Source organism: Methyloversatilis sp. RAC08, from assembly GCF_001713355.1.
GTDB lineage: Bacteria > Pseudomonadota > Gammaproteobacteria > Burkholderiales > Rhodocyclaceae > Methyloversatilis.
Window position 1 is genome coordinate 2142647 of record NZ_CP016448.1, and the last position, 19073, is coordinate 2161719.

Consider the following 19073-nt stretch of genomic DNA (forward strand, 5'->3'; position numbering starts at 1 on the left):
GTCTTCCTCCTCCTCCTGTTCCGCGTCGGTCCATCATGCCGGCGGACTTTCCTGTGTATTCCAAGGTAGATGGAAGCTGACACAGGTGCCTTGCCCTGGATCAGCTTCCAGCCACATGTGTCCGCCGAAATGTTCGACGATCTGCCGGCTGATCGGCAGCCCCAGGCCGGTGCCCTGAGGCCGCGTGATGCCGTCGCCACCCTGATGAAACTTCTCGAATACCAGCTTCTGCTGGTCGGGCGGCACGCCCGGCCCGTTGTCATGCACGTCGACCGTGATGCCGCGGCCGTCGGTGCGAATGCGCACGTCGACCCGGCCGCTGCCGCGCGGCACGAACTTGGCGGCGTTCGACAGCAGATTGAGCACGACCTGGGTCAGTCGGTCCGGGTCGGCGCGCAGCGTGCGCACATGCGCCGGGGCATGCAGCACGACGGTCGAACCGCGCTCGCGGAACACCTCGTGCGTCGTTTCGATGGCCTGTTCGACCAGTGCGCGCAGGTCGACGTCGGTGTTGTGCCATTCGGCATGGCCCGACTCGATCTTTGCCATGTCGAGCACCTGGTTGACGAGACGGGTCAGGCGCTCGGTCTCGGCGACGATGATGCCGAGGAAATGCTGACGCTGCTCGACGCCCATCTCCGGGTCGTCGACCATCAGTTCCGACAGTGCGCGGATCGAGGTCAGCGGTGTGCGCAGTTCGTGCGTGACCGAGGACATGAAGTCATCCTTCAGCCGGTCCAGGCTCTTCAGCTGGTCGTTGGCGGCGCGCAGTTCGGCGGTGGCGCGTTCGAGCGAGCGCGACTTGTCTTCCAGCGCGTGCGAATAGGCACGCAGCTGCGAAGCTTCGTCGAGGATGCGCATCACGTCGTCGAGCCCGAGCGCTTCTTCCTCGACCACCGAGGCGACCATCACCCGCGCCGAGGCGCTGCCGATGGCGCCGGCGAGCTGGGTTTCGACGAACTGCACCAGTCGGGCGTCCGGCTTGATCTGGTCGACCCGGGTCACGCCGACGCGCGCCGCATAGTCCTCGAACAGTTGCTGCGCGCGGGCGGCGCCGAGAAAGCGGGCGATCAGCGGCTGCAGTTCGGCCACTTCGGCGCGGCCGCGCCAGAACACCGGCCCACTGCTGGCGGTGCGCTCGAATACGTCGACGAACAGCAGCGCCTGGCTGGTTTCGCTGGCCGACGGGATGCGCCACAGCGAAACCCCCACGTAGGCGCCGATATTGAACAGCAGGCTCCAGAACAGCGAGTGCGTCAGGTTGTCGAGCCCGGCCAGGCCGAGCAGCTGTTCGGGCTTGAGCAGCTCGATGCCCCACGGTCCGTGCTCGAGGAAGCTGGCGTCCATCCAGCCCGATTTGGCGATGGACGGCAGCATCAGCGTCCACGCCCAGGCAGCGAAGCCGGCGCTCAGCCCGGCCATCGCGCCGCCCTGCGTGCCACCTTTCCAGTACATGCCGCCGAGCACGGCCGGCGCGAACTGCGCGACGGCGGCGAAGCTGATGAGGCCGATGCTCACCAGCGCATAGGCCTCGCCGGCGACATGGAAATAGACGTAACCCAGCAGCATCACGCTGAGGATGGCGGCCCGACGGATGCGCAGCAGCAAGCCAGTCAGATCGCCGGCGGCGCGTGCGCCGAAGCGACGGGTACGCAGCAGCAGCGGCATCACCAGGTCGTTGCACACCATGGTCGATACCGCGATGGTTTCGACGATCACCATGCCGGTCGCCGCCGACAGCCCCCCAATGAAGGCGACCAGCGCCAGCGTGTGCTGGCCGTGGGCGAGCGGGATGGACAGCACGAAGGTTTCCGCATCGCGCACGCCGGGGCCGAAGTAAAGCAGGCCGCCGAGCGCGATAGGGAGCACGAACAGATTGATCAACAGCAGGTAAAGCGGAAAAACCCAGACGGCCCGCCGCAGATGGCGCTCGTCCACGTTCTCGACCACCATCACCTGGAACTGGCGTGGCAGGAAGATGACCGAAAGCATCGACAGCACGGTCATCGCGAACCATTGTTCGTAGGCGAACGGGCGGCCCTGTTCGAGACCGAGCAGCGGGCGCAGGTCGGGGTGGGCGAGGGCGCGGCCGAACAGGTCGCCGAGCCCATCGAACACCCAGTAGCTGACGAACAGGCCGACGGCGACGAAGGCGAGCAGCTTCACCACCGACTCGAAGGCGATCGCCGCCACCATGCCTTCGTGCCGCTCGGTGGTGTCGAGGTGACGCGTGCCGAACACCATGGTGAAGCCGGCCAGCGCGAGGGCGACGTACAGCGTGCTGTCGCGCCACCATTGCGCCGCCGCGGCCGCCGCTTCGCCCGGCACTGCGGTGAGCACCGCGTAGCCGCTGGAGACCGCCTTGAGTTGCAGCGCTATGTAGGGAACGATGCCGACCACGGTGATCAGCGTCACCAGCCCGGCCAGCAACGGGCTCTTGCCGTAGCGGCTGGCAACGAAGTCGGCGATCGAGGTGATGCGGTAGGTGCGGGCGATGCGGATCATCTTGCGCACCACCATCCACGCCAGCACCATCGCCAGCGTCGGCCCGAGGTAGATGGGCAGGAACCACACACCCGATGTCGAGGCGCGCCCGACGCTGCCGAAGTAGGTCCAGGCAGTGCAATACACGGCCATCGACAGGGCGTACATCCAGGCGTTGCCGATCACCGAGCGCCCCTGCTGAGCCCGATGGTCGCCGTACCAGGCGATGGCGAACAGCAGCAGCAGATAGGCGAATGAGGTACCGACGAGCAGCGGGGCGGACAGCACGGTCAGCGCTCCGGACGTTCGATGATCCAGCCGAGCAGCGCAATCAGCGTGCCCCACACGACGAACAGCGCGGCCGGGAACAACGGCAGGCCGAGCAGCGTCGCGTCACGGTCCCACAGCGCGAGCAGCGGGAAGTTGAACAGCAGCAGCGCTGCGGCGAACAGGGCCAGAAGACGCTGGGTGCGAAGCGCGACCGTCACGGACGTCTCCCGCCTCAGGCCGTCTTCTTGCCGGTCTGCAGGTGGGCGTGCCGGCTCAGCGCAAAGCTGGCGAAGAACTTGCACCAGATGGTCGAACCGGCGATGGCCGACCACACTTCATACGACAGCGAACCGCTGACCACGCCGAGGATGACGAACACCACCACGATGCCGGCCACCAGATTGATCGTCATTTCATAGGGTGCCCAGCGCGCGGCGTCGGCCGGCGGCTCGCCGCGCTTGATCGCCACTTCCGAGAAGTCGCGCTTCACCATGATGCGCCAGGCGCGACGCAGCCAGAAGAAGGCCATCGGGAACAGCGCGAGAAACAATATCCACGTCATTGCGACGCTGATGTCGAAAACCATGTCGGGCTCCTGACCTGCTCCGCCGACAGGTCTGCGCGGCGGATGCGGGAGAAAAAAGGCCCCGCCGGCAGGACCGGCGGGGCCTCACATTAAACCATCAGTCCGCCTGGCGGGCCGATGGTCCGGTCAGCATGAACCGCGTGCTCAGTGCGCGCCATCCACCGCCTTGGAACCGCGCGGGATGCGCACGGCTTCGACCATGTGCTGGATGTGCTCCGGCGGCTCCTTGGTCACCTTGTCCACCGCGAACGCAACGATGAAGTTGACCAGCGCGCCGATGGCACCGAAGGCTTCCGGCGTGATGCCGAAGAAGCTGTTCGCGCCGCCGATCATGTCGACGTACTCGGTGCCCTTCACGAAGAAGATGCCCTTGTGCGCGAACACGTAGAACAGCGTGATGGCGAGGCCGGAAAGCATGCCGGCGATGGCGCCTTCCTTGTTCATCTTCTTCGAGAAGATGCCCATCATGATGGCCGGGAACAGCGACGATGCCGCGATACCGAAGGCCAGTGCCACCGTACCGGCTGCGAAGCCAGGTGGGTTCAGACCGAGCCAGCCCGAAATCACGATGGCCACCGCCATGGCGATCTTGCCGGCCAGCAGCTCGTTCTTCTCGCTGATGTCAGGAACGAAGACGTTCTTGATCAGGTCGTGCGACACGGCAGACGAAATGGCCATCAGCAGACCGGCAGCGGTCGACAGTGCCGCAGCCAGACCACCCGCAGCCACCAGCGCGATGACCCAGTTGGGTAGCAGCGCGATTTCCGGGTTGGCCAGCACGATGATGTCGGCATTCACCGTCAGCTCGTTGCCCTTCCAGCCGGCCGCTTCGGCCTTCGCCGCAGCTTCTTCGCTCTTCGGCTTGTCGTTGTAGTACTGGATGCGACCGTCGCCGTTCTTGTCCTCGAACTTCAGCAGGCCGGTCTTCTCCCAGCGCTTCATCCAGTCCGGACGATCATCGGCCTTGATGCTCGACTCTTCGGCGTACAGGTCACCGCCCTTCACGACGGCCGTATTGACCGTGCCGTGCAGGTTGAGCTTGGCCATCGCCGCGACAGCCGGAGCGGTCGTGTAGAGAATGGCGATGAACACCAGTGCCCAGCCGGCCGAGCTGCGTGCGTCCTTGACCGTCGGAACGGTGAAGAATCGCATGATCACGTGCGGCAGACCGGCGGTACCGATCATCAGCGACAGCGTGTACACGAACATGTTGAGCGTCGAGCCCGCCGTGGTCGTGGTGTATTGGCCGAAGCCCAGATCGGTCACGACCATGTCGAGCTTGCTCAGCAGCGACACGTCGGTACCCACCATGTTCGAACCCAGGCCCAGCTGCGGAATCGGCATGCCGGTAAGCTGCAGCGAAATGAAGATGGCCGGCACCGTGTAGGCCAGGATCAGCACGATGTACTGCGCGACCTGCGTGTAGGTGATGCCCTTCATGCCGCCGAACACGGCGTACAGGAACACGATGCCCATGCCGACATAGATGCCCACCTCGGACGACACGCCGAGGAAGCGCGAGAATGCCACGCCCACGCCGGTCATCTGGCCGATGATGTAGGTGATCGATGCGGTCAGCAGGCAGATCACCGCAACCATAGAGGCCGACTTCGAGTAGAAGCGGTCGCCGATGAACTGCGGCACCGTGAACTTGCCGAACTTGCGCAGGTACGGTGCCAGCAGCATGGCCAGCAACACGTAACCGCCGGTCCAACCCATCAGGAACAGGCCGCCGCCGTAACCCATGTTGGAAATCAGGCCGGCCATCGAAATGAAGGATGCGGCCGACATCCAGTCAGCCGCAGTCGCCATGCCGTTGGTGACCGGGTGCACGCTGCCGCCGGCAGCGTAGAACTCGCTCGTCGATCCTGCACGAGCCCAGATGGCGATGCCGATGTAGAGCGCGAAGCTCAGGCCGACACCGATGTAGATGGTTGTTTGCAGATCCATGGCATCAATCCTCGTGTACGTCGAACTGACGGTCAATGTCGCCCATCTTCTTGGCGTAATAGAAGATCAGCGCGATGAAGACGTAGATCGAGCCTTGCTGTGCAAACCAGAATCCGAGCGGGTAGCCGCCCAGCTTGATGCCGTTGAGTGCGTCCGCGAACAGGATGCCGGCGCCGAACGACACCACGAACCAGACGATCAGGATCTTGGTGAGCAGGCCCAATGTGGCTTGCCAGTAGCCACTGTTACCTTTTTCCATGGGTGTTTCTCCTCCAATGTTTTTGAACTACCCGGCTCCGCGGCTGTTGTGCCGGGGCTTTTCTGACCGCAGTTCCGGGCGCCCTTTACTGCTGCGTGCCGGATACTAGGGTGCTTACCTTACGGCAAGCTTATGCGGCGCCAGCCGCAGCGAGACCTGGGCGCGCGGGTGCCAACGCCGGTCGGATCAAGGTCCGGTGCGGCAAACCCGTCATCCCATGGTAGTTTCGGCGCATGGTCGCAATCAACGGATATCTTCTGCTGGCCGGCCTGCTGCTGTTTGCCAGTGTGCTCGGCAGCACCGTGTCCACCCGGCTCGGGCTACCGCTGCTGCTGCTGTTTCTCGTTGTCGGCATGCTGGCCGGCGAGGACGGGCCCGGCGGCATCCTGTTCAGCGACTTCACGACCGCGACGCTGGTCGGCCAGCTCGCGCTCGCCGTCATCCTGCTCGACGGCGGTCTGCGCACCCGCACCGAAACCTTCCGCGTGGCGCTGCGCCCGGCGGCCGTGCTGGCCAGCTGGGGCGTGGTGGCCACTGCGCTGCCGCTCGGGCTGTTCGCCACCTGGCTGCTCGATGTGGACTGGCGGCTCGGCATGTTGCTGGCCGCCATCGTCGGCTCGACCGACGCCGCAGCCGTGTTCGCGCTGCTGCGCAACAGCGGGGTGCGCCTGAATCAGCGGGTGAAGGCCACGCTGGAGATCGAATCCGGCGCCAATGATCCGATGGCCATCCTGATGGTGACCATGCTGGTCGAAATGCTGCTGCACCCGGAACAGTCGAGCCCGCTGCGCTTCGCGCTGATGCTCGTCAGCCAGATGGGGCTGGGTGCGCTGGCCGGTCTCGCCGGCGGCTGGGTGCTGGCGCGCCTGCTGCGCCGGCTCAAGCTGGCCGAAGGCCTGTATGCCCTGCTCATCCTGTCCGGCGGTCTGCTGATCTTCGCCGCCACCAACCTGCTCAACGGCAGCGGTTTTCTCGCCATATATATAGCGGGGCTCATCGTGGGCAACCGGCGCAGCCACGCGACCGAACACGTGCTGCGCGTGATGGACGGTCTGGCCTGGCTGGCGCAGGCCGGCATGTTCGTCGTGCTCGGCCTGCTGGTGACGCCATCGCACCTGCTCGACCACGCGTGGGAAGCGCTGGCCATGGCGGTGTTCCTGATCCTGGTTGCGCGCCCGTTCGCGGTCGCCACCGGACTGCTGCCCTTTCGCTACCGGCCGCGCGAGGTGGCCTACATATCGTGGGTCGGACTGCGCGGCGCAGTGCCCATCGTGCTGGCCATCGTGCCGGTCATGATGGGCGTGCCCGACTCACTGCTGCTGTTCGACGTCGCCTTCGCCGTCGTGCTGCTGTCGCTGCTGGTGCAGGGTGCCACCGTGCCCTCGGCCGCGCGCGTGCTCGGCGTAGAGGTGCCGCCGCGCGACGAACCGGTGGACCGGCGCGAAGTGTGGGTCGGGGGCGACGCCGCGCTGGAGCTGCTCGAATATCTCGTCGGCGCCGGATCGTCGGCAGAAGGACGTCACCCGGACGACATTGCAGCCGACTTCGGCGAACCCGGCGAAGTGCGCTGCGTCGCCGTCACGCGCGCGCAGCGCCTGGTGCGCCTGCAGCCCGCGTCGCGGCTGGCCGAAGGAGACGCCGTGTGGTTCGCGGCCCCGGAGGCGCTCGCCGAACCGATCGCCCGCGCCTTCGGCGCCGTGTCCGGCGGCCTGAGTGCGCACGCGGGTTTCTTCGGCGAATTCGTCGTCGACCCCAGCTGCCGCGCCGGCGACCTTGCGCTGAACTACGGCTTCGAATTGTCGGCCGAAGATGCCGAACTCGACCTGAAGACGCTGATGCTGTTCCGCCTCGGCCGCGGCGCCGTCGTCGGCGACCGCGTCAGCGTCGGCGCCATCCAGCTCACCGTGCGCCGCATGGACGCCGCCGGCAACGTGGTCGCGGTGGGGTTGAAGGTGCCGCATGCGGGGGAGCATTGAGGCCATGGGGTCCAGGTCGTAGCGAGCAGGGCAAGGCGCCGCCGCGGTTCTCAGGACGCATCCGTTGGCCAGAGGCTGTTGCACCGGATGGCGGGTCGGCCCGTGTTGTGCTGTGCTCAGGAACACAGGGGTGTTTTCCTGAAGAATCGGGCCGGGCGTCTTCAATGCAAACGTTTGAACGAAAGACGCTTTCGCGGATTTCGGACAGGCAGGGGGTGGGCTTGCCGAAGTTTGGTTTCGGTGTCGGCTTCGGACACGCCGACGCGCATGCCGTGCGGGCCAGAAATCCTTACGATCATGAGGATTCTGAAAGAAAAAAGGCGTTGTCACCGAGAATCCTCACGATCATCAGGATTTTCAGCCGAACTCGCCCACTTGATCCAAAACCCGCGTGAAACTGTTCGGGTCCAGTGCATCAACCGCGTCGCGGATGCAGGCGGTCAAATGCTTCTTGTGGCAACCACCCCTGAACGCGGGTGGAAGGAAGCAAAGCCGGGTTCGGATCGGAAGGGAGGTCGCTTGCAGTCGCTTCCATCAAACACCTTCATCTGCTCTTTGTGGGCCTCTCAACGCTTCTGCCGCGCAGACGCCGCCCGTTACCAGTGACTTTGCCGGCTTCATCGGCAGGTCAAAGCTGCCGAACTGATCTTGATACCGAGTAATGCACCCTGTATGGTAAGAACGTAATGCGTTCCTTACCGGGGAGGACACCATGTTTGCTGTCGCCAAAATTACCGCCAAGGGTCAAACCACCATTCCGCAGGACGTACGCACTGCGCTGCATGTTGCGCCGGGCGATCTGATCGCCTGGGAAGTCCGTGCCGACGGCACGGCTACGGTGCGCCGTGTGCAGGCGCTCGATCTGGAGTACCTGCGCGCGGTCGAAGGCACGCTTTCGGAGTGGGCGGGCAGCGCCGACGAGGAAGCCTACCGTGAGCTTTGAGCGCTTCACGGTGGTGCGCGTGCCGTTTCCTTTCACCGACCGCAACGCCACCAAAAACCGCCCGGCGCTCGTGCTGTCCGACTCCGCCGCATTCAACACCCCGGCCGGTCACTCGGTTATGGCGATGATCACGTCGCAGGGCAACGCACCGTGGCCGCTCGACTGCCCGATTGCCGACCCGGGCACTGCTGGCCTGCCCGCACCGTCGCTGGTGCGCTTCAAACTGTTTACGCTCGATCATCGACTTGTGCGCGGCGAACTTGGCAGGCTGTCCGCCGCCGATGCGGTATCTGTGCGCGGCGGTCTGAGCCGCCTGCTGGAAGGGTCGGAATGAGCTGGCACGCCCAGAAATCAACAGCCCCGGCATTTATCCCGTCGGCGCGGTCGTCTTTCGCCCGGCTCGACGCATTCTGGTGGTGGTGGTCTGGCTGGATGCCCGTCATGCGTGCATCGCTACCATTTTTGCTACCAGAGCACGTCCTGGGGACGTAAACGACAAAGGCCTTCATCGGAAGGCCTTTGTTTTCAACTACTTAATTTGGTGGGTTGTGAGTGGCTCGAACACTCGACCTACGGATTAAGAGTCCGCAAAAATTAGGGTTTCTTCGCGTTGATTTTCATTTATCATACATTATAAGTCGTTGTTATTAAACAAATTCGCGTAAAAGCTTGTTGATTTGCGTTCAGTCGGATTGCTAGAATGCCGCTACACGTTGGCTACAAGGCCTACCGTGTGTAGCCACAGGAGAGCTCATGCAACGCGAACGACTGACTGCCGAACGCATCCGCCGATTCACCTGCCCGAAGGATGTAAAGCAGAGCTTCCTCTGGGATACCGAGGCCCCGCGTCTTGCGGTGCGTGCTACTGCGGGCGCAAAGTCTTTCGTCTTCGAGGCCAAACTTCATGGTCAGACCATTCGCCTGACTATCGGCGACGCGGCGGCATGGAAGATCGAAGATGCGCGCGCCGAGGCCTGCAGGCTGCAGACCCTGGTCAACAGGAAAGTCGATCCTCGCCAGGAACGTGCCGAAAAACTTGCATCCATCGAAGCGCAGCGTGAGCGGGAAAAACGAGTCAAGTCCCATGCGCTTGATGCGTGGGCGGAATACGTTGAGGCGCGGCGCTCAAAGTGGGGTGCGCGTACGCTTGCAGACCATCAAAGCATGGTCTCCGAGGGCGGAAAGCCGAAGACCCGCGGGCGGAAGAAGGGCGAGGGTGATACCACCCAGCCAGGCATCCTGCGCGCACTGCTGTCGCGGCCGTTGGAGAGCATCGACGCGGAAGCAGTGCGAGACTGGCTGAAGGAAGAGGTGAAGAAGCGGCCCACCTCCACCGCATTGGCGTTTCGGCTGTTGCGAGCATTCATCAACTGGTGCCTGAGCAGGAAGGAGTTTGCACCACTGGTACATGCAGACGCGTGCAAAACCCGTACCGCGCGCGACGAACTTCCGAAGAAAGCGGCGAAGGACGACTGCCTGCAAAGGGAACAACTTTCGCTGTGGTTCGAAAAAGTTCGTGCGCTGCCCAACCCCGTGCATGCCGTCTATTTGCAGGTACTGCTGCTTACCGGTGCTCGTCGCGAAGAAATCGCGGGCCTGCGCTGGGTGGATGTCGACTTCCGATGGAAGAGCCTCACCATCAAGGACAAGGTGGAGGGCCACCGCGTTATCCCGCTCACACCGTACGTCGAGAGCCTGCTGCAGGATCTGAAGAACCGTCACGATGCGGACGCAAACCGAGCGGGCAAACTGTTTGGTGCGGACAAGGAAAAAGCCGAGCAGATTACCGAGCGCGTACGCGAGTGGGTGTTCAGCAGTCCGACTGCGGCATCTGGTCGACTGCGGGAGCCACGCATCGCACATAACAAGGCCTTGGTCGCCGGCGGCCTGCCACCACTGACGCTGCATGGTCTGCGCCGGTCTTTCGGCACGCTGTCCGAGTGGGTGGACGCACCGAGCGGCGTAAGCGCGCAAATCATGGGCCACAAGCCGTCTGCGATCGCCGAAAAGCACTACCTTCGCCGGTCGCTCGATCTCCTGCGCGTTTGGCACATCAAGATCGAGCAATGGATGTTGCAAGAGGCCGGCATCACGCAGTCGGAGGAACAGCCGTCCCAAGATGCCCACTCATCCGTGACATAACGCCATTTTTGGTGGCTGGATAGGCGAGTGGTCCGCTGTATGGCGGATGTCAGAGTGAGCCGTGTCGACGGCTCCCTCGCCGACTACCATGAATCGAGGCAGCGACGGCATAAGACCAAGGATACGAAACTGAAAATCATCCGGACCGCCGCCATGCATTTTCAGTCTTTAGGCGAAATCGAACACCTGTGAAACGTAGAAGACGACAGTGCCGATGCGGATAGCCTTTAGGTGCTGGCCATGTTGGTCGAGCCCCTTAAAAAAGCATTCTCCAATCGAATTACTCGTTCCGATCGGCTTTCTGGCGTACTTGGTAGACACCCGTCGGCTCACCCGGCATGACTTCAAACAGCGCACTGGCCCGCGTGGCAGGGTGGCCGGCATCATGAAACGCACCCGTTCGCCTCTCCGTATCGCTGATCCGCCGTCCGTGCGCCGGCCTGGAATTGCCTGCCGAGGTGCCCTCAGTCCTACTCGCCTGGTTACGCAACGCCGTTTGATCGAGTAGTACCGAGAATTCTGAATGTCAGCGAACAGCGCAACGAAGGGTGCTGTGCCAACAGCAATTAAAAAGCCCGGTTGCCCGGGCTTTTTCCGTTAGATCCGGATCACTGGAAACGGTTTTACATTTTGGACCCCCGCCAAGAGGCGCCGGAACTCAACTTCACGAGCAAGTCGCAATTTCAAGGCCTCATCGTCCAAAATATCGTCAAGGTCCATAGAAGCGAAGTTCGGGTGTTGCGAAAGCAGCGACGCGCGTGCGTAGAAGCTAGCCCAAGCTTCCACTCCATGTTCGTCTATAAACAATCGACGAAGATCCTGATAGGCATTACGTGCAATGATAAAGTCTTTATCAAAATACCTATGTGCCAAGGTCTGAATGGAAAATTCGACGCCAGTGGATTCGCATTCCAACATAAACTTTTCAATATCTTTCATAATTTCTTTCGTATTTAATAGAGCGAAATTGCTCTATCCGAAATATATGACTCGAAAGGCATGTGCACAAGGGCCATGGAGCCAAAGTTCGTGAAATGTGCACGGAATATTTTTAATCGATTATAAATTTAATTATATCAATATATCATTTCAAAATGAAATTCATTGAAGCCACAAAAAAACGAAGTCAAATAAAGGTGCGGCATGGGGCTAAGTCATTCTCTCTCAGGAAGGATGACGAAAGAAAGCGATGACGACCAGGGTTTTTAGGAAGTGCGCGTCGAAGAAGTGTGAATGATTTCCAAGAGGAAGGGGCGTAAGTCCCGCATGATCTTTTCGATGTTCATTTCGAGTCCGTTTCCGTAGAGGCGAGGATCGCACCGAGCAGCATGATGCGTAATGAACGCAGTCCGACGGATAGCTACGACACGCAGCGGATCACCTGATCAAGATACAGGTCAGGCAATCACTGCCCCGAATTACCCCCAGACCCAGCTTTCGAAAAAGGGAGTCGATCGGGCAATCGGAACAGGCGAGCAGGACGTCGATCTACATCGTTGTTAGGGCGTACCGATGTGTCGGGATTGTTTCCGATTAGGGTAGTTTTTGCCGTTGCTAATCGGGTGCAATTTCACGGCCTTGGGGGCCTGGATCAACACTGGTACAACGCCACCTCCTTTTGACATTCCTGCGTGCCCGTAGCAGCTTTGAGTTTTTGTGGACGCATGTCCCAGAGCTCTCGCGATTTCCTCAGGTGTCTTTCCTGCAGCCTTGAGGTCACTTGCAAAAGAATGCCTCAAATTGTAAGCACTGAGCCCAGTCTTTCCCCCCAACCCCAAACGTAGAGAAGCTCGTTTAATGGCGGCGCTGTAAGCCTTGGTATTTATTGGTTCAATCGTCACAAAACCTTGATTGTTTTTCGGCAGAGCTTTGACCGTCGAGACGATTTCAGAGAGAAATAGGCCCCTTGCTCCTACGAGTTTATAGATCAACACCCTGGCAGGCTGTCCTGAAGACGCCCTTACTTTGAGTCCTTTTATTCCAAATAAAATATAGTCCTTTATGACCTTTACCAAAAAACCCTCGTCGAATTCGCCAGGCCGACATCCCGTAACGGCGCTCAGGGCGTAGTGCAGTCTGTATTCCTTCAAGCCTGATTCATCCCAGAGCAATTCACGCCAGTTGGATGGCGCACCCCGCATATCCTTGCGCTTACTGTGACGTGGTTTTCGAGTTTCTTTGGGAATTGGCGGCGCCGCCTGAAACAGTTGTTGTAAATCACTTAAAAAACTCGGTGACAGCGCTTGGATCTCCGCGGGTACGCGCGACGGATCAAGTCCGTTATCGGCGACATGTTGTCTGTAATCGCTCCAGAACAGCACTGCCGCCTTGTAACAGAACCATGTATTGTTCTTGGTTGTTTGCCTTGCTTTCGCGAGTACCTCATTTGCGCTAGAACACCCATTTATCAGGCGGATGAAGACTTTCTCATACTGTTCTATGGTTTTTTTGCAGGTTGCGTCATTACCATCTCCATAAGTTGTACTACTCAGGAAATGTATGCGGCAAACTAAGAATGTCAATTTCAGCCAAAAAAAGGCATAATCAAGTCCGACTGAATTAAAGCCTGTCACGCCCGACCGGAACGTGATCCGCTATTCGATTGCGAATTCTGTGTGGCGCGCCGCCTCATCGGCTTCGCTCGACGATGTCAGTGGCGCGCACTACTGCGCCAATTCAATCACGCCCCACAGACTCGCTGCATCCCGAACATCAATCAAAGCTCTGAGAGTCCAACTTAACGGGTGACTCAACACTCGGCACTCATGCCCACGATGTCGGAAAGGTCGATCGTTGCCTTGCAGGGATCAATCTCTGACTGGCAAGACGATGTCAGTCGAACGTTCATTTCCCGGTAGCGCATTCGGGTTGCGCATGACCGTTCCATTTCTTGAAAGGGTTGTCACCTCCGTGACTTCTGCGCTGAGGCTATGTCGAGAAATCTCGGCGAAACGTGCGATGCCTACTCTTGTATCTGTTTGCGGTTGATTCTCCGGGAATCCGCAGATGATGAAGCGTTGGCGGATTGGATCGGATCGTTCGCGCGAGAAGCACGCACGACCGTCGGGTAGCAATATGAAATACTGAGTAGCGTGGACGTTGCGGGCATCACCTGTCCCCGGCCCTTCGTAAAAAGAGCCGCTTCGGCGGCTCGTTGTCTCGAACAGGAGAAACCATGTTCGCGTCGGAATCCAGTAGTCAACCCGAATCAATCACCGAGCCCTACGAGTGGATTCGCGACACCGGGCCACTGGCCGGAAGTCTGGCGCGGCCTTTGGTCTATGCGTTCGAGCACATCACTCTCCCCGACGCACTTTTCACTCGCCACCCGGAATTGATCAGCGCGCTCATCCCTTACGAACAGAGCGGGATGGCCTTTCTTCATATGTGGTCCAAAAGTTTTGGTGTCTGCCAGAGTCATGGCATGTTCAAGCCGGGATCAGCAAGCCACACCAGGTCTGAGATCGCGTACATCCGATCCATGCTCGGGTCGGTCAGCTGCAGAAAGGTCATATACGGAGAATTTGCGATATCGGTGCTCCGCACACCCCAACCCCGCGTGGGTGGAGAAACCTACTATGTCGCGTTGTGTCGTCGCCTCGACGACAACGCCGCCTATGACGGAACGCTTTCACCATCAAGCAGGTATTTCACCTTCGAAGCCTTCGATCTTAAGGAGCATGCGTATTTATGTGAATGGGATCATGCGCGGACCCACAGCAATATGGGCATGTTTCCGATCCTGAGCGAACAAGAGTTTCTTGAACTGGTGTGCAGTCGGTTTCCGTCGTGCAACATGACGAAAAAGCCGCCCTAGCCTGTTCGCGACTCGAGACGCCGAGCCTGATGCAGACTCATCCACGCTTGTCCCGGACCCTAACAGGCTGGTGAGAAACCCTTGAATCCTTCCGGATCACGGCCTTCCGTTCATTTTTTCCGGCACCGGAAGTGCGCCGTGGCTCTTGATTCAGGGTTCTTTCACCCCTGCATTCCGCCGCTCGCCAAGCGGCGGACGTACTTGTCCTTACGCGGCCACCTGCCGCATCAGATTCAGCAGTCTGGTCAGGTTGTAGGCCGCGAACGCAAACAGCGCCTGCCCCGACAGCTTCTCCAGTCCCTTGTGCCGCGTCTTGCGCAGACCGCCCACCGTCTTGATCCAGCCGAAGGCTTCTTCGATCATCTTCCGACGCCTCAGGCTCATCGCATAACCCTTGCCGCGCGCGGTACGTCCGTCGACCGCGCTGCCGGTGACCTTTCGAGCCACATGCGCGCGGATCCCGCGACGCTCAAGTTCGCCGACGAATTCGGCGGTGTCGTAGCCCTTGTCGGCACCGACCGTGGCGCCCGGTTTGCGCACGCTGCGATCCACCATCCGGATCGCCGCTTCCCACTCCGCGCGACCGGTGGCCTGCGTGCTCTCGACATCGACGACGAGTCCGTTGCGGTTCTCCGACAGCGCGTGCGTCATGTAGCGCAACTTCGCCTCGGTGAATTCACCTTTCTTGTACAGCCGCGCCTGCGGGTCGGTTGTGCTGTGGTGCGTGGCGTTGCTGCGCTTCTCACCCTTGAAATTCGTCTCGGGGTTGCGCCCCGCTGGTTTGTCCGGGCCGCTGCCGTCCTTGGGCACGAAGCTCTTGTGGCTGGCCCAGGCCTCGATCATCGTGCCGTCGACGCTGAAGTGCTCATCCGACACAAAACCCTGCCACTGCGCCAGATGCAGCACGCGGCGGAAGAACGGGCGGGCAATGTCGTCGTCGAGCAGCCGGTCGCGGTTGATGCTGAACACCGTGCGATCCCACACCACATCGTCCATGCCCAGGCCGACGAACCAGCGAAACAGCAGGTTGTAGTCGAGTTGTTCGACGAGCTGGCGCTCGCTGCGAATGGTGAAAAGGATCTGCAGGAGCAAAGCGCGCAGCAACTGCTCGGGCGGGATAGACGGGCGGCCGGTATGCGAATAGCGTTCGTCGAACAACGCACTCATGTTCGCGAGGATGCCGTCGACCAGCGCACGCAGGGCGCGCAGCGGATGGTCCTTCGGAACACGTTGCTCAAGACTCACGTAGCTGAACATCGACGTCTGGGGATTCTCTTGGCCGCGCATAGAAAATCTGGAAAAGTAGAAGGACGATTCGAGGGGGAAGTCTGCCGCAAAACCCGCGCCTGGAAAAAAGGGGCGGGGTTTCTCACCAGCCTGCTAAGCCCTCGTACGCATTCGCGCCATTCTCAGTGGACGTCCCCGCTTCCGGGATGATTTCGGGCGCGCGGGCAGTCGATATCTTGAGTTTCTGGGCATCCTTACGGCCGATCGATGATCTTCGACCGGTGAATCCGCTGCGCGACTTCCCGAACTCCGCGATCTATCGACAGATCGACGATTGCATCCGGATTGATGTGGAGCGCGGGCACTTTCGCAATCCCTGCCACGGTGAGTCTCGCCGCTGAGAACTGGTTCGAGATGGGGCGTTTCGCGTGATTCTGGTAGAGTCGAAATGGGTAGTTGCTGCAGAGCCTGTCAGCTCCTATTCACGGCGACCGACGAGCAGATGTGCACGTCCATTCGACGACCTCGGCGGGTAAGGAGAAGGCATGGAAAGCATGCAGGGCGACCAAGGCGAACATCCCGAACGAAAGACCTTGATCGACGTTTCCGTCGAAGGCTGGCGTTTCGCCAGGGTGTTCGCCCGCCTGCTTGACAAACTCGATCCATGGGAAGCGGGGCGATACACCAATCAGGCCCGCTATTTCGCCAAGAAGATCGATGACGGACTCGAGACGTTCGGCCTGCGCATCGTCAGCCTCGAAGGCCAGCCCTACGATCCGGGCATGGCGGTCTCCGCCTTGAACATCGCAGACTTCGGGCCGGACGATGTACTGATGGTCGACCAGATGGTCGAGCCGGTGGTCATGGGGCCCGAAGGACTGGTGCGCGGCGGAACCGTCATGCTTGCGAGAGTTGCCCAGCCATGAAGCACTACATCGGAATCGACCTCGGAACAACCAACAGTGCAGTGAGCGCCTACGACGGCGAGATCGTGCGCCTGTTCAAAAGTCCCGACCAGAACGATGTCACGCCCTCCGCGATATTCATCGACAGGCGCGGCAACAAGTATGTCGGCAGGCGCGCCTACGACAATGCGGCGCGCAACCCGGAGAACGCTGCAACCCTGTTCAAGCGGCTGATGGGCACCAGCACGCCGGTCAAGCTGCCGGCGGTCGATCTGACACTGACCCCCGAGGAGTGCAGCGCAGAGATTCTGCGGGTGCTGTTTGGCTATCTGCCAGAGGATGTGCGCAACGACCCGGACATCGGCACCGTGATTACGGTGCCCGCCGCCTTCAACCAGATGCAGAAGGACGCCACGATGGCGGCTGCCGAAATGGCTGGCATGGGCAAGGTTGCGCTCATGCAGGAGCCCGTCGCAGCCGTCATGAGCGTGATGCGCCTTCGCAAGGACGACGGCACGTTCCTGATTTATGACCTGGGTGGCGGCACCCTCGACATCGCCATCGCCGAGAGCATCAATGGGCGGGTGAGTCTGCTGGCCCACGGCGGAATTGCCATGTGCGGGGGACGCGATTTCGACCGCATCCTGCTCGACAGCGTCGTAAAGCCTTGGCTACTTGAAAACTTCGATCTGCCGGCAGACTTCTACTCAGACGCGCGCTACACCACGCTGCGTCATATGGCGACGTGGGCGGCAGAAAAGGCAAAGATCGAGCTCTCGTCAAGCGACGAAGCTGTCGTCACGCTCGACGACAGCGAACTTCGTGTTCGCGACGAGGCGGGCGTCGACATCTACCTCGACATTTCTTTAAGCCGCCTGCGTTACGACGAACTGATTTCAGCGAAGATCGAAGAGTCCATCGCAGCGGCCCGCGAAACCATCGAGAAGGCCGGACTGAACGCCGGTGACATCGGCCGCGTCGTGTTCGTTGGCGGCCCAACCCAATACAAGCCCTTGCGAGACAAGGTCGCAGTCGAACTGGGTATAGCCGCATCCACCGACGTAAACCCGATGACTGCGGTGGCTGAAGGTGCAGCCGTTTTTGCCGAATCCATTGATTGGTCGAGCCAGAACCGTGGGCGCAAGAGCGGGCGCGGTGCGCTATCGACAGGTGGCGGGCTGGATCTCGCCTTCAACTATCAGGCGCGCACACCCGATTCGAAGGCAAAGGTGGTCGCCAGAATCGGCAGCAAGGTCGATGACGGGGTCGAGTTCCAGGTCGACAGCCTCGACACCGGATGGTCTTCCGGCCGCGTCGCGCTGACGGATGGCGCGAGTGTGGACGTTCCCCTGGCCAAGCCCGGCGAGAATCTGTTCAAGGTGTTCGTGTTCGATGCCGCCGGTGGGCCGGTCAAGTTGATGAAGGACCGAATCGTTATCTCGCGAACCGCTGCGCAGATTGATGCGATTCCCGCCTCTCATTCAATCGGGGTCGAGGCGCGGGAAAAGGTTGGCGGTCGAATGATCCTTGACTACCTGGTTCGCGATGGCGACCAGCTGCCCAAAATCGGCAAGAAGACTTTCAAGGCGGAGGAATCGCTGATCGCGGGCGCGGGAGGTTCGATCAAGTTCAAACTTTGGGAAGGTTCGATCGAAGACCCAGTCTCCGACAACCGCTTCATCGGCATGTTCGAAATCAGAGGATCGGATTTTTCCGCTGGCGTGATCGCCAAGGGTGCGGAACTCCAGTGCGCATACGAGGTGCTCGATTCGGGCAACATCGTTCTGGAAGTCACGGTGCCTTCGATCGGCAACTCATTCTCCAGCGGCCGAAATTTCTATTCCAGGCAGGAAGGACAGATCGACTATTCCAAGGCGACCGAACGCCTGACGGAGGAACTGGAGCAAATCGGCAACCGGCTGGACGAGGTTGAATCGAAGATCGACGACCCCAGGATCGCTCAGGCGCGCGAGCGCCTGAGGCGCGCGTCGGTCGCCAAAGACCTCGAAGGCGACCCCGAAACGGCCAAACAGGCGATGGATGACATTCAGGAGGCGAAGAAACTACTGGCGCTGGTGCGCAAGGAACACATCAAGGTCATTCGGCAGATGGAACTCGACAAGGCAATTGAAAACTTCGAGCTGCGATTCCGTCTTATGGCCCGCCCTTCGGAAACCGTGGACTTCGAAAATCTGTTCAAGGCAGCGCAGCGTGCGATCGACAACAACCGTGGGGACTTTGATCTGCATCTGTCGGAGCTGAACGGCAAGAGCTTTCTGATTCTCTGGCGTCAGGACTGGTTTGTCATCGACCGGTTCCAGCAGCTTTCCAGGAACGTGTTTCTGTTTCCCGACACAGTTGAACACGAACAGCTGTGCCAGATGGGGCAACTGGCTTTGAAAGCCAACGATATCAACAAGCTCCGGCAGGTCGTCGCCCGACTAGATTCGATTCGCGTGGGCACCTCGGGCGAGGACGACATAATCGCCAGTTCCAACATCGTGGTGAGTTGAG

Annotated in this window: 15 protein-coding genes; 7 read left to right on the forward strand and 8 right to left on the reverse strand. The window is 60.6% G+C overall.

Going from position 1 to position 19073, the window contains the following annotated elements; translation table 11 throughout:
• Nucleotides 1-33: 33 nt before the first annotated feature.
• The 5 genes from BSY238_RS10055 to BSY238_RS10075 form a co-directional block, all read right to left on the reverse strand.
• Nucleotides 34-2772: a sensor histidine kinase gene (locus tag BSY238_RS10055; RefSeq protein ID WP_069039019.1), complete on the reverse strand. Its 2739-nt coding sequence runs from the start codon at nt 2770-2772 to the stop codon at nt 34-36.
• A gap of 2 nt (nt 2773-2774) precedes the next feature.
• Nucleotides 2775-2972: a hypothetical protein gene (locus tag BSY238_RS10060; protein WP_069039020.1), complete on the reverse strand. Its 198-nt coding sequence runs from the start codon at nt 2970-2972 to the stop codon at nt 2775-2777.
• Between the two features lie 14 nt (nt 2973-2986).
• Nucleotides 2987-3340 carry a hypothetical protein gene (locus tag BSY238_RS10065; protein WP_069039021.1) on the reverse strand — a complete coding sequence of 118 codons (354 nt, stop codon included), beginning with the start codon at nt 3338-3340 and terminating at the stop codon, nt 2987-2989.
• A gap of 144 nt (nt 3341-3484) precedes the next feature.
• Complete coding sequence (locus BSY238_RS10070) at nt 3485-5290, reverse strand: sodium:solute symporter family protein (RefSeq protein WP_069039022.1); 1806 nt, start codon at nt 5288-5290, stop codon at nt 3485-3487.
• 4 nt (nt 5291-5294) lie between these two features.
• Complete coding sequence (locus BSY238_RS10075; protein WP_069039023.1) at nt 5295-5549, reverse strand: DUF4212 domain-containing protein; 255 nt, start codon at nt 5547-5549, stop codon at nt 5295-5297.
• A gap of 233 nt (nt 5550-5782) precedes the next feature.
• On the opposite strand from BSY238_RS10075, the gene BSY238_RS10080 reads away from it, so the two are divergent.
• The 4 genes from BSY238_RS10080 (at nt 5783) to BSY238_RS10095 (ending at nt 10610) form a co-directional block, all read left to right on the forward strand.
• On the forward strand, nt 5783-7525 hold the full coding sequence (locus BSY238_RS10080) for a potassium/proton antiporter (protein WP_069039024.1): 1743 nt from the start codon (nt 5783-5785) through the stop codon (nt 7523-7525).
• A 712-nt stretch (nt 7526-8237) separates the two neighbouring features.
• Nucleotides 8238-8468 carry an AbrB/MazE/SpoVT family DNA-binding domain-containing protein gene (locus tag BSY238_RS10085; protein ID WP_069039025.1) on the forward strand — a complete coding sequence of 77 codons (231 nt, stop codon included), beginning with the start codon at nt 8238-8240 and terminating at the stop codon, nt 8466-8468.
• On the forward strand, nt 8458-8802 hold the full coding sequence (locus tag BSY238_RS10090) for a type II toxin-antitoxin system PemK/MazF family toxin (RefSeq protein WP_069039026.1): 345 nt from the start codon (nt 8458-8460) through the stop codon (nt 8800-8802). Before BSY238_RS10085 ends, BSY238_RS10090 begins: the two co-directional genes overlap by 11 nt.
• A gap of 419 nt (nt 8803-9221) precedes the next feature.
• A complete protein-coding gene (locus tag BSY238_RS10095) occupies nt 9222-10610 on the forward strand; it encodes a tyrosine-type recombinase/integrase (RefSeq protein ID WP_069039027.1) in 1389 nt (462 codons plus the stop codon).
• Between the two features lie 597 nt (nt 10611-11207).
• Here the strand turns inward: BSY238_RS10095 and BSY238_RS10100 are convergent.
• Nucleotides 11208-11549 carry a hypothetical protein gene (locus tag BSY238_RS10100; RefSeq protein ID WP_069039028.1) on the reverse strand — a complete coding sequence of 114 codons (342 nt, stop codon included), beginning with the start codon at nt 11547-11549 and terminating at the stop codon, nt 11208-11210.
• A 560-nt stretch (nt 11550-12109) separates the two neighbouring features.
• The gene (locus tag BSY238_RS18350) at nt 12110-13183 is read right to left on the reverse strand and encodes a site-specific integrase (protein ID WP_150123923.1); all 1074 of its coding nucleotides are present in this window, start codon (nt 13181-13183) and stop codon (nt 12110-12112) included.
• A gap of 602 nt (nt 13184-13785) precedes the next feature.
• On the opposite strand from BSY238_RS18350, the gene BSY238_RS10105 reads away from it, so the two are divergent.
• Complete coding sequence (locus BSY238_RS10105; protein ID WP_069039029.1) at nt 13786-14427, forward strand: hypothetical protein; 642 nt, start codon at nt 13786-13788, stop codon at nt 14425-14427.
• 207 nt (nt 14428-14634) lie between these two features.
• On the opposite strand, the gene BSY238_RS10110 is transcribed toward BSY238_RS10105, so the two are convergent.
• On the reverse strand, nt 14635-15714 hold the full coding sequence (locus BSY238_RS10110) for an IS5 family transposase (RefSeq protein WP_069037790.1): 1080 nt from the start codon (nt 15712-15714) through the stop codon (nt 14635-14637).
• Between the two features lie 485 nt (nt 15715-16199).
• Between BSY238_RS10110 and BSY238_RS10115 the strand changes: the two genes are divergently transcribed.
• Nucleotides 16200-16580 carry a hypothetical protein gene (locus tag BSY238_RS10115; RefSeq protein ID WP_069039030.1) on the forward strand — a complete coding sequence of 127 codons (381 nt, stop codon included), beginning with the start codon at nt 16200-16202 and terminating at the stop codon, nt 16578-16580.
• On the forward strand, nt 16577-19072 hold the full coding sequence (locus BSY238_RS10120; protein ID WP_069039031.1) for an Hsp70 family protein: 2496 nt from the start codon (nt 16577-16579) through the stop codon (nt 19070-19072). The genes BSY238_RS10115 and BSY238_RS10120 overlap by 4 nt, the downstream gene beginning before the upstream one ends.
• The last annotated feature ends 1 nt before the right edge of the window (nt 19073 follow it).

Excerpts from the sequence above, each read along its gene's own strand:
- BSY238_RS10065 (WP_069039021.1), bottom strand. The coding sequence starts at position 3,340 with ATGGTTTTCGACATCAGCGTCGCAATGACGTGGATATTGTTTCTCGCG.
- BSY238_RS10070 (WP_069039022.1), bottom strand. The coding sequence starts at position 5,290 with ATGGATCTGCAAACAACCATCTACATCGGTGTCGGCCTGAGCTTCGCG.
- BSY238_RS10075 (WP_069039023.1), bottom strand. The coding sequence starts at position 5,549 with ATGGAAAAAGGTAACAGTGGCTACTGGCAAGCCACATTGGGCCTGCTC.
- BSY238_RS10080 (WP_069039024.1), top strand. The coding sequence starts at position 5,783 with ATGGTCGCAATCAACGGATATCTTCTGCTGGCCGGCCTGCTGCTGTTT.
- BSY238_RS10085 (WP_069039025.1), top strand. The coding sequence starts at position 8,238 with ATGTTTGCTGTCGCCAAAATTACCGCCAAGGGTCAAACCACCATTCCG.
- BSY238_RS10095 (WP_069039027.1), top strand. The coding sequence starts at position 9,222 with ATGCAACGCGAACGACTGACTGCCGAACGCATCCGCCGATTCACCTGC.
- BSY238_RS10100 (WP_069039028.1), bottom strand. The coding sequence starts at position 11,549 with ATGAAAGATATTGAAAAGTTTATGTTGGAATGCGAATCCACTGGCGTC.
- BSY238_RS10105 (WP_069039029.1), top strand. The coding sequence starts at position 13,786 with ATGTTCGCGTCGGAATCCAGTAGTCAACCCGAATCAATCACCGAGCCC.
- BSY238_RS10110 (WP_069037790.1), bottom strand. The coding sequence starts at position 15,714 with ATGCGCGGCCAAGAGAATCCCCAGACGTCGATGTTCAGCTACGTGAGT.
- BSY238_RS10115 (WP_069039030.1), top strand. The coding sequence starts at position 16,200 with ATGGAAAGCATGCAGGGCGACCAAGGCGAACATCCCGAACGAAAGACC.
- BSY238_RS10120 (WP_069039031.1), top strand. The coding sequence starts at position 16,577 with ATGAAGCACTACATCGGAATCGACCTCGGAACAACCAACAGTGCAGTG.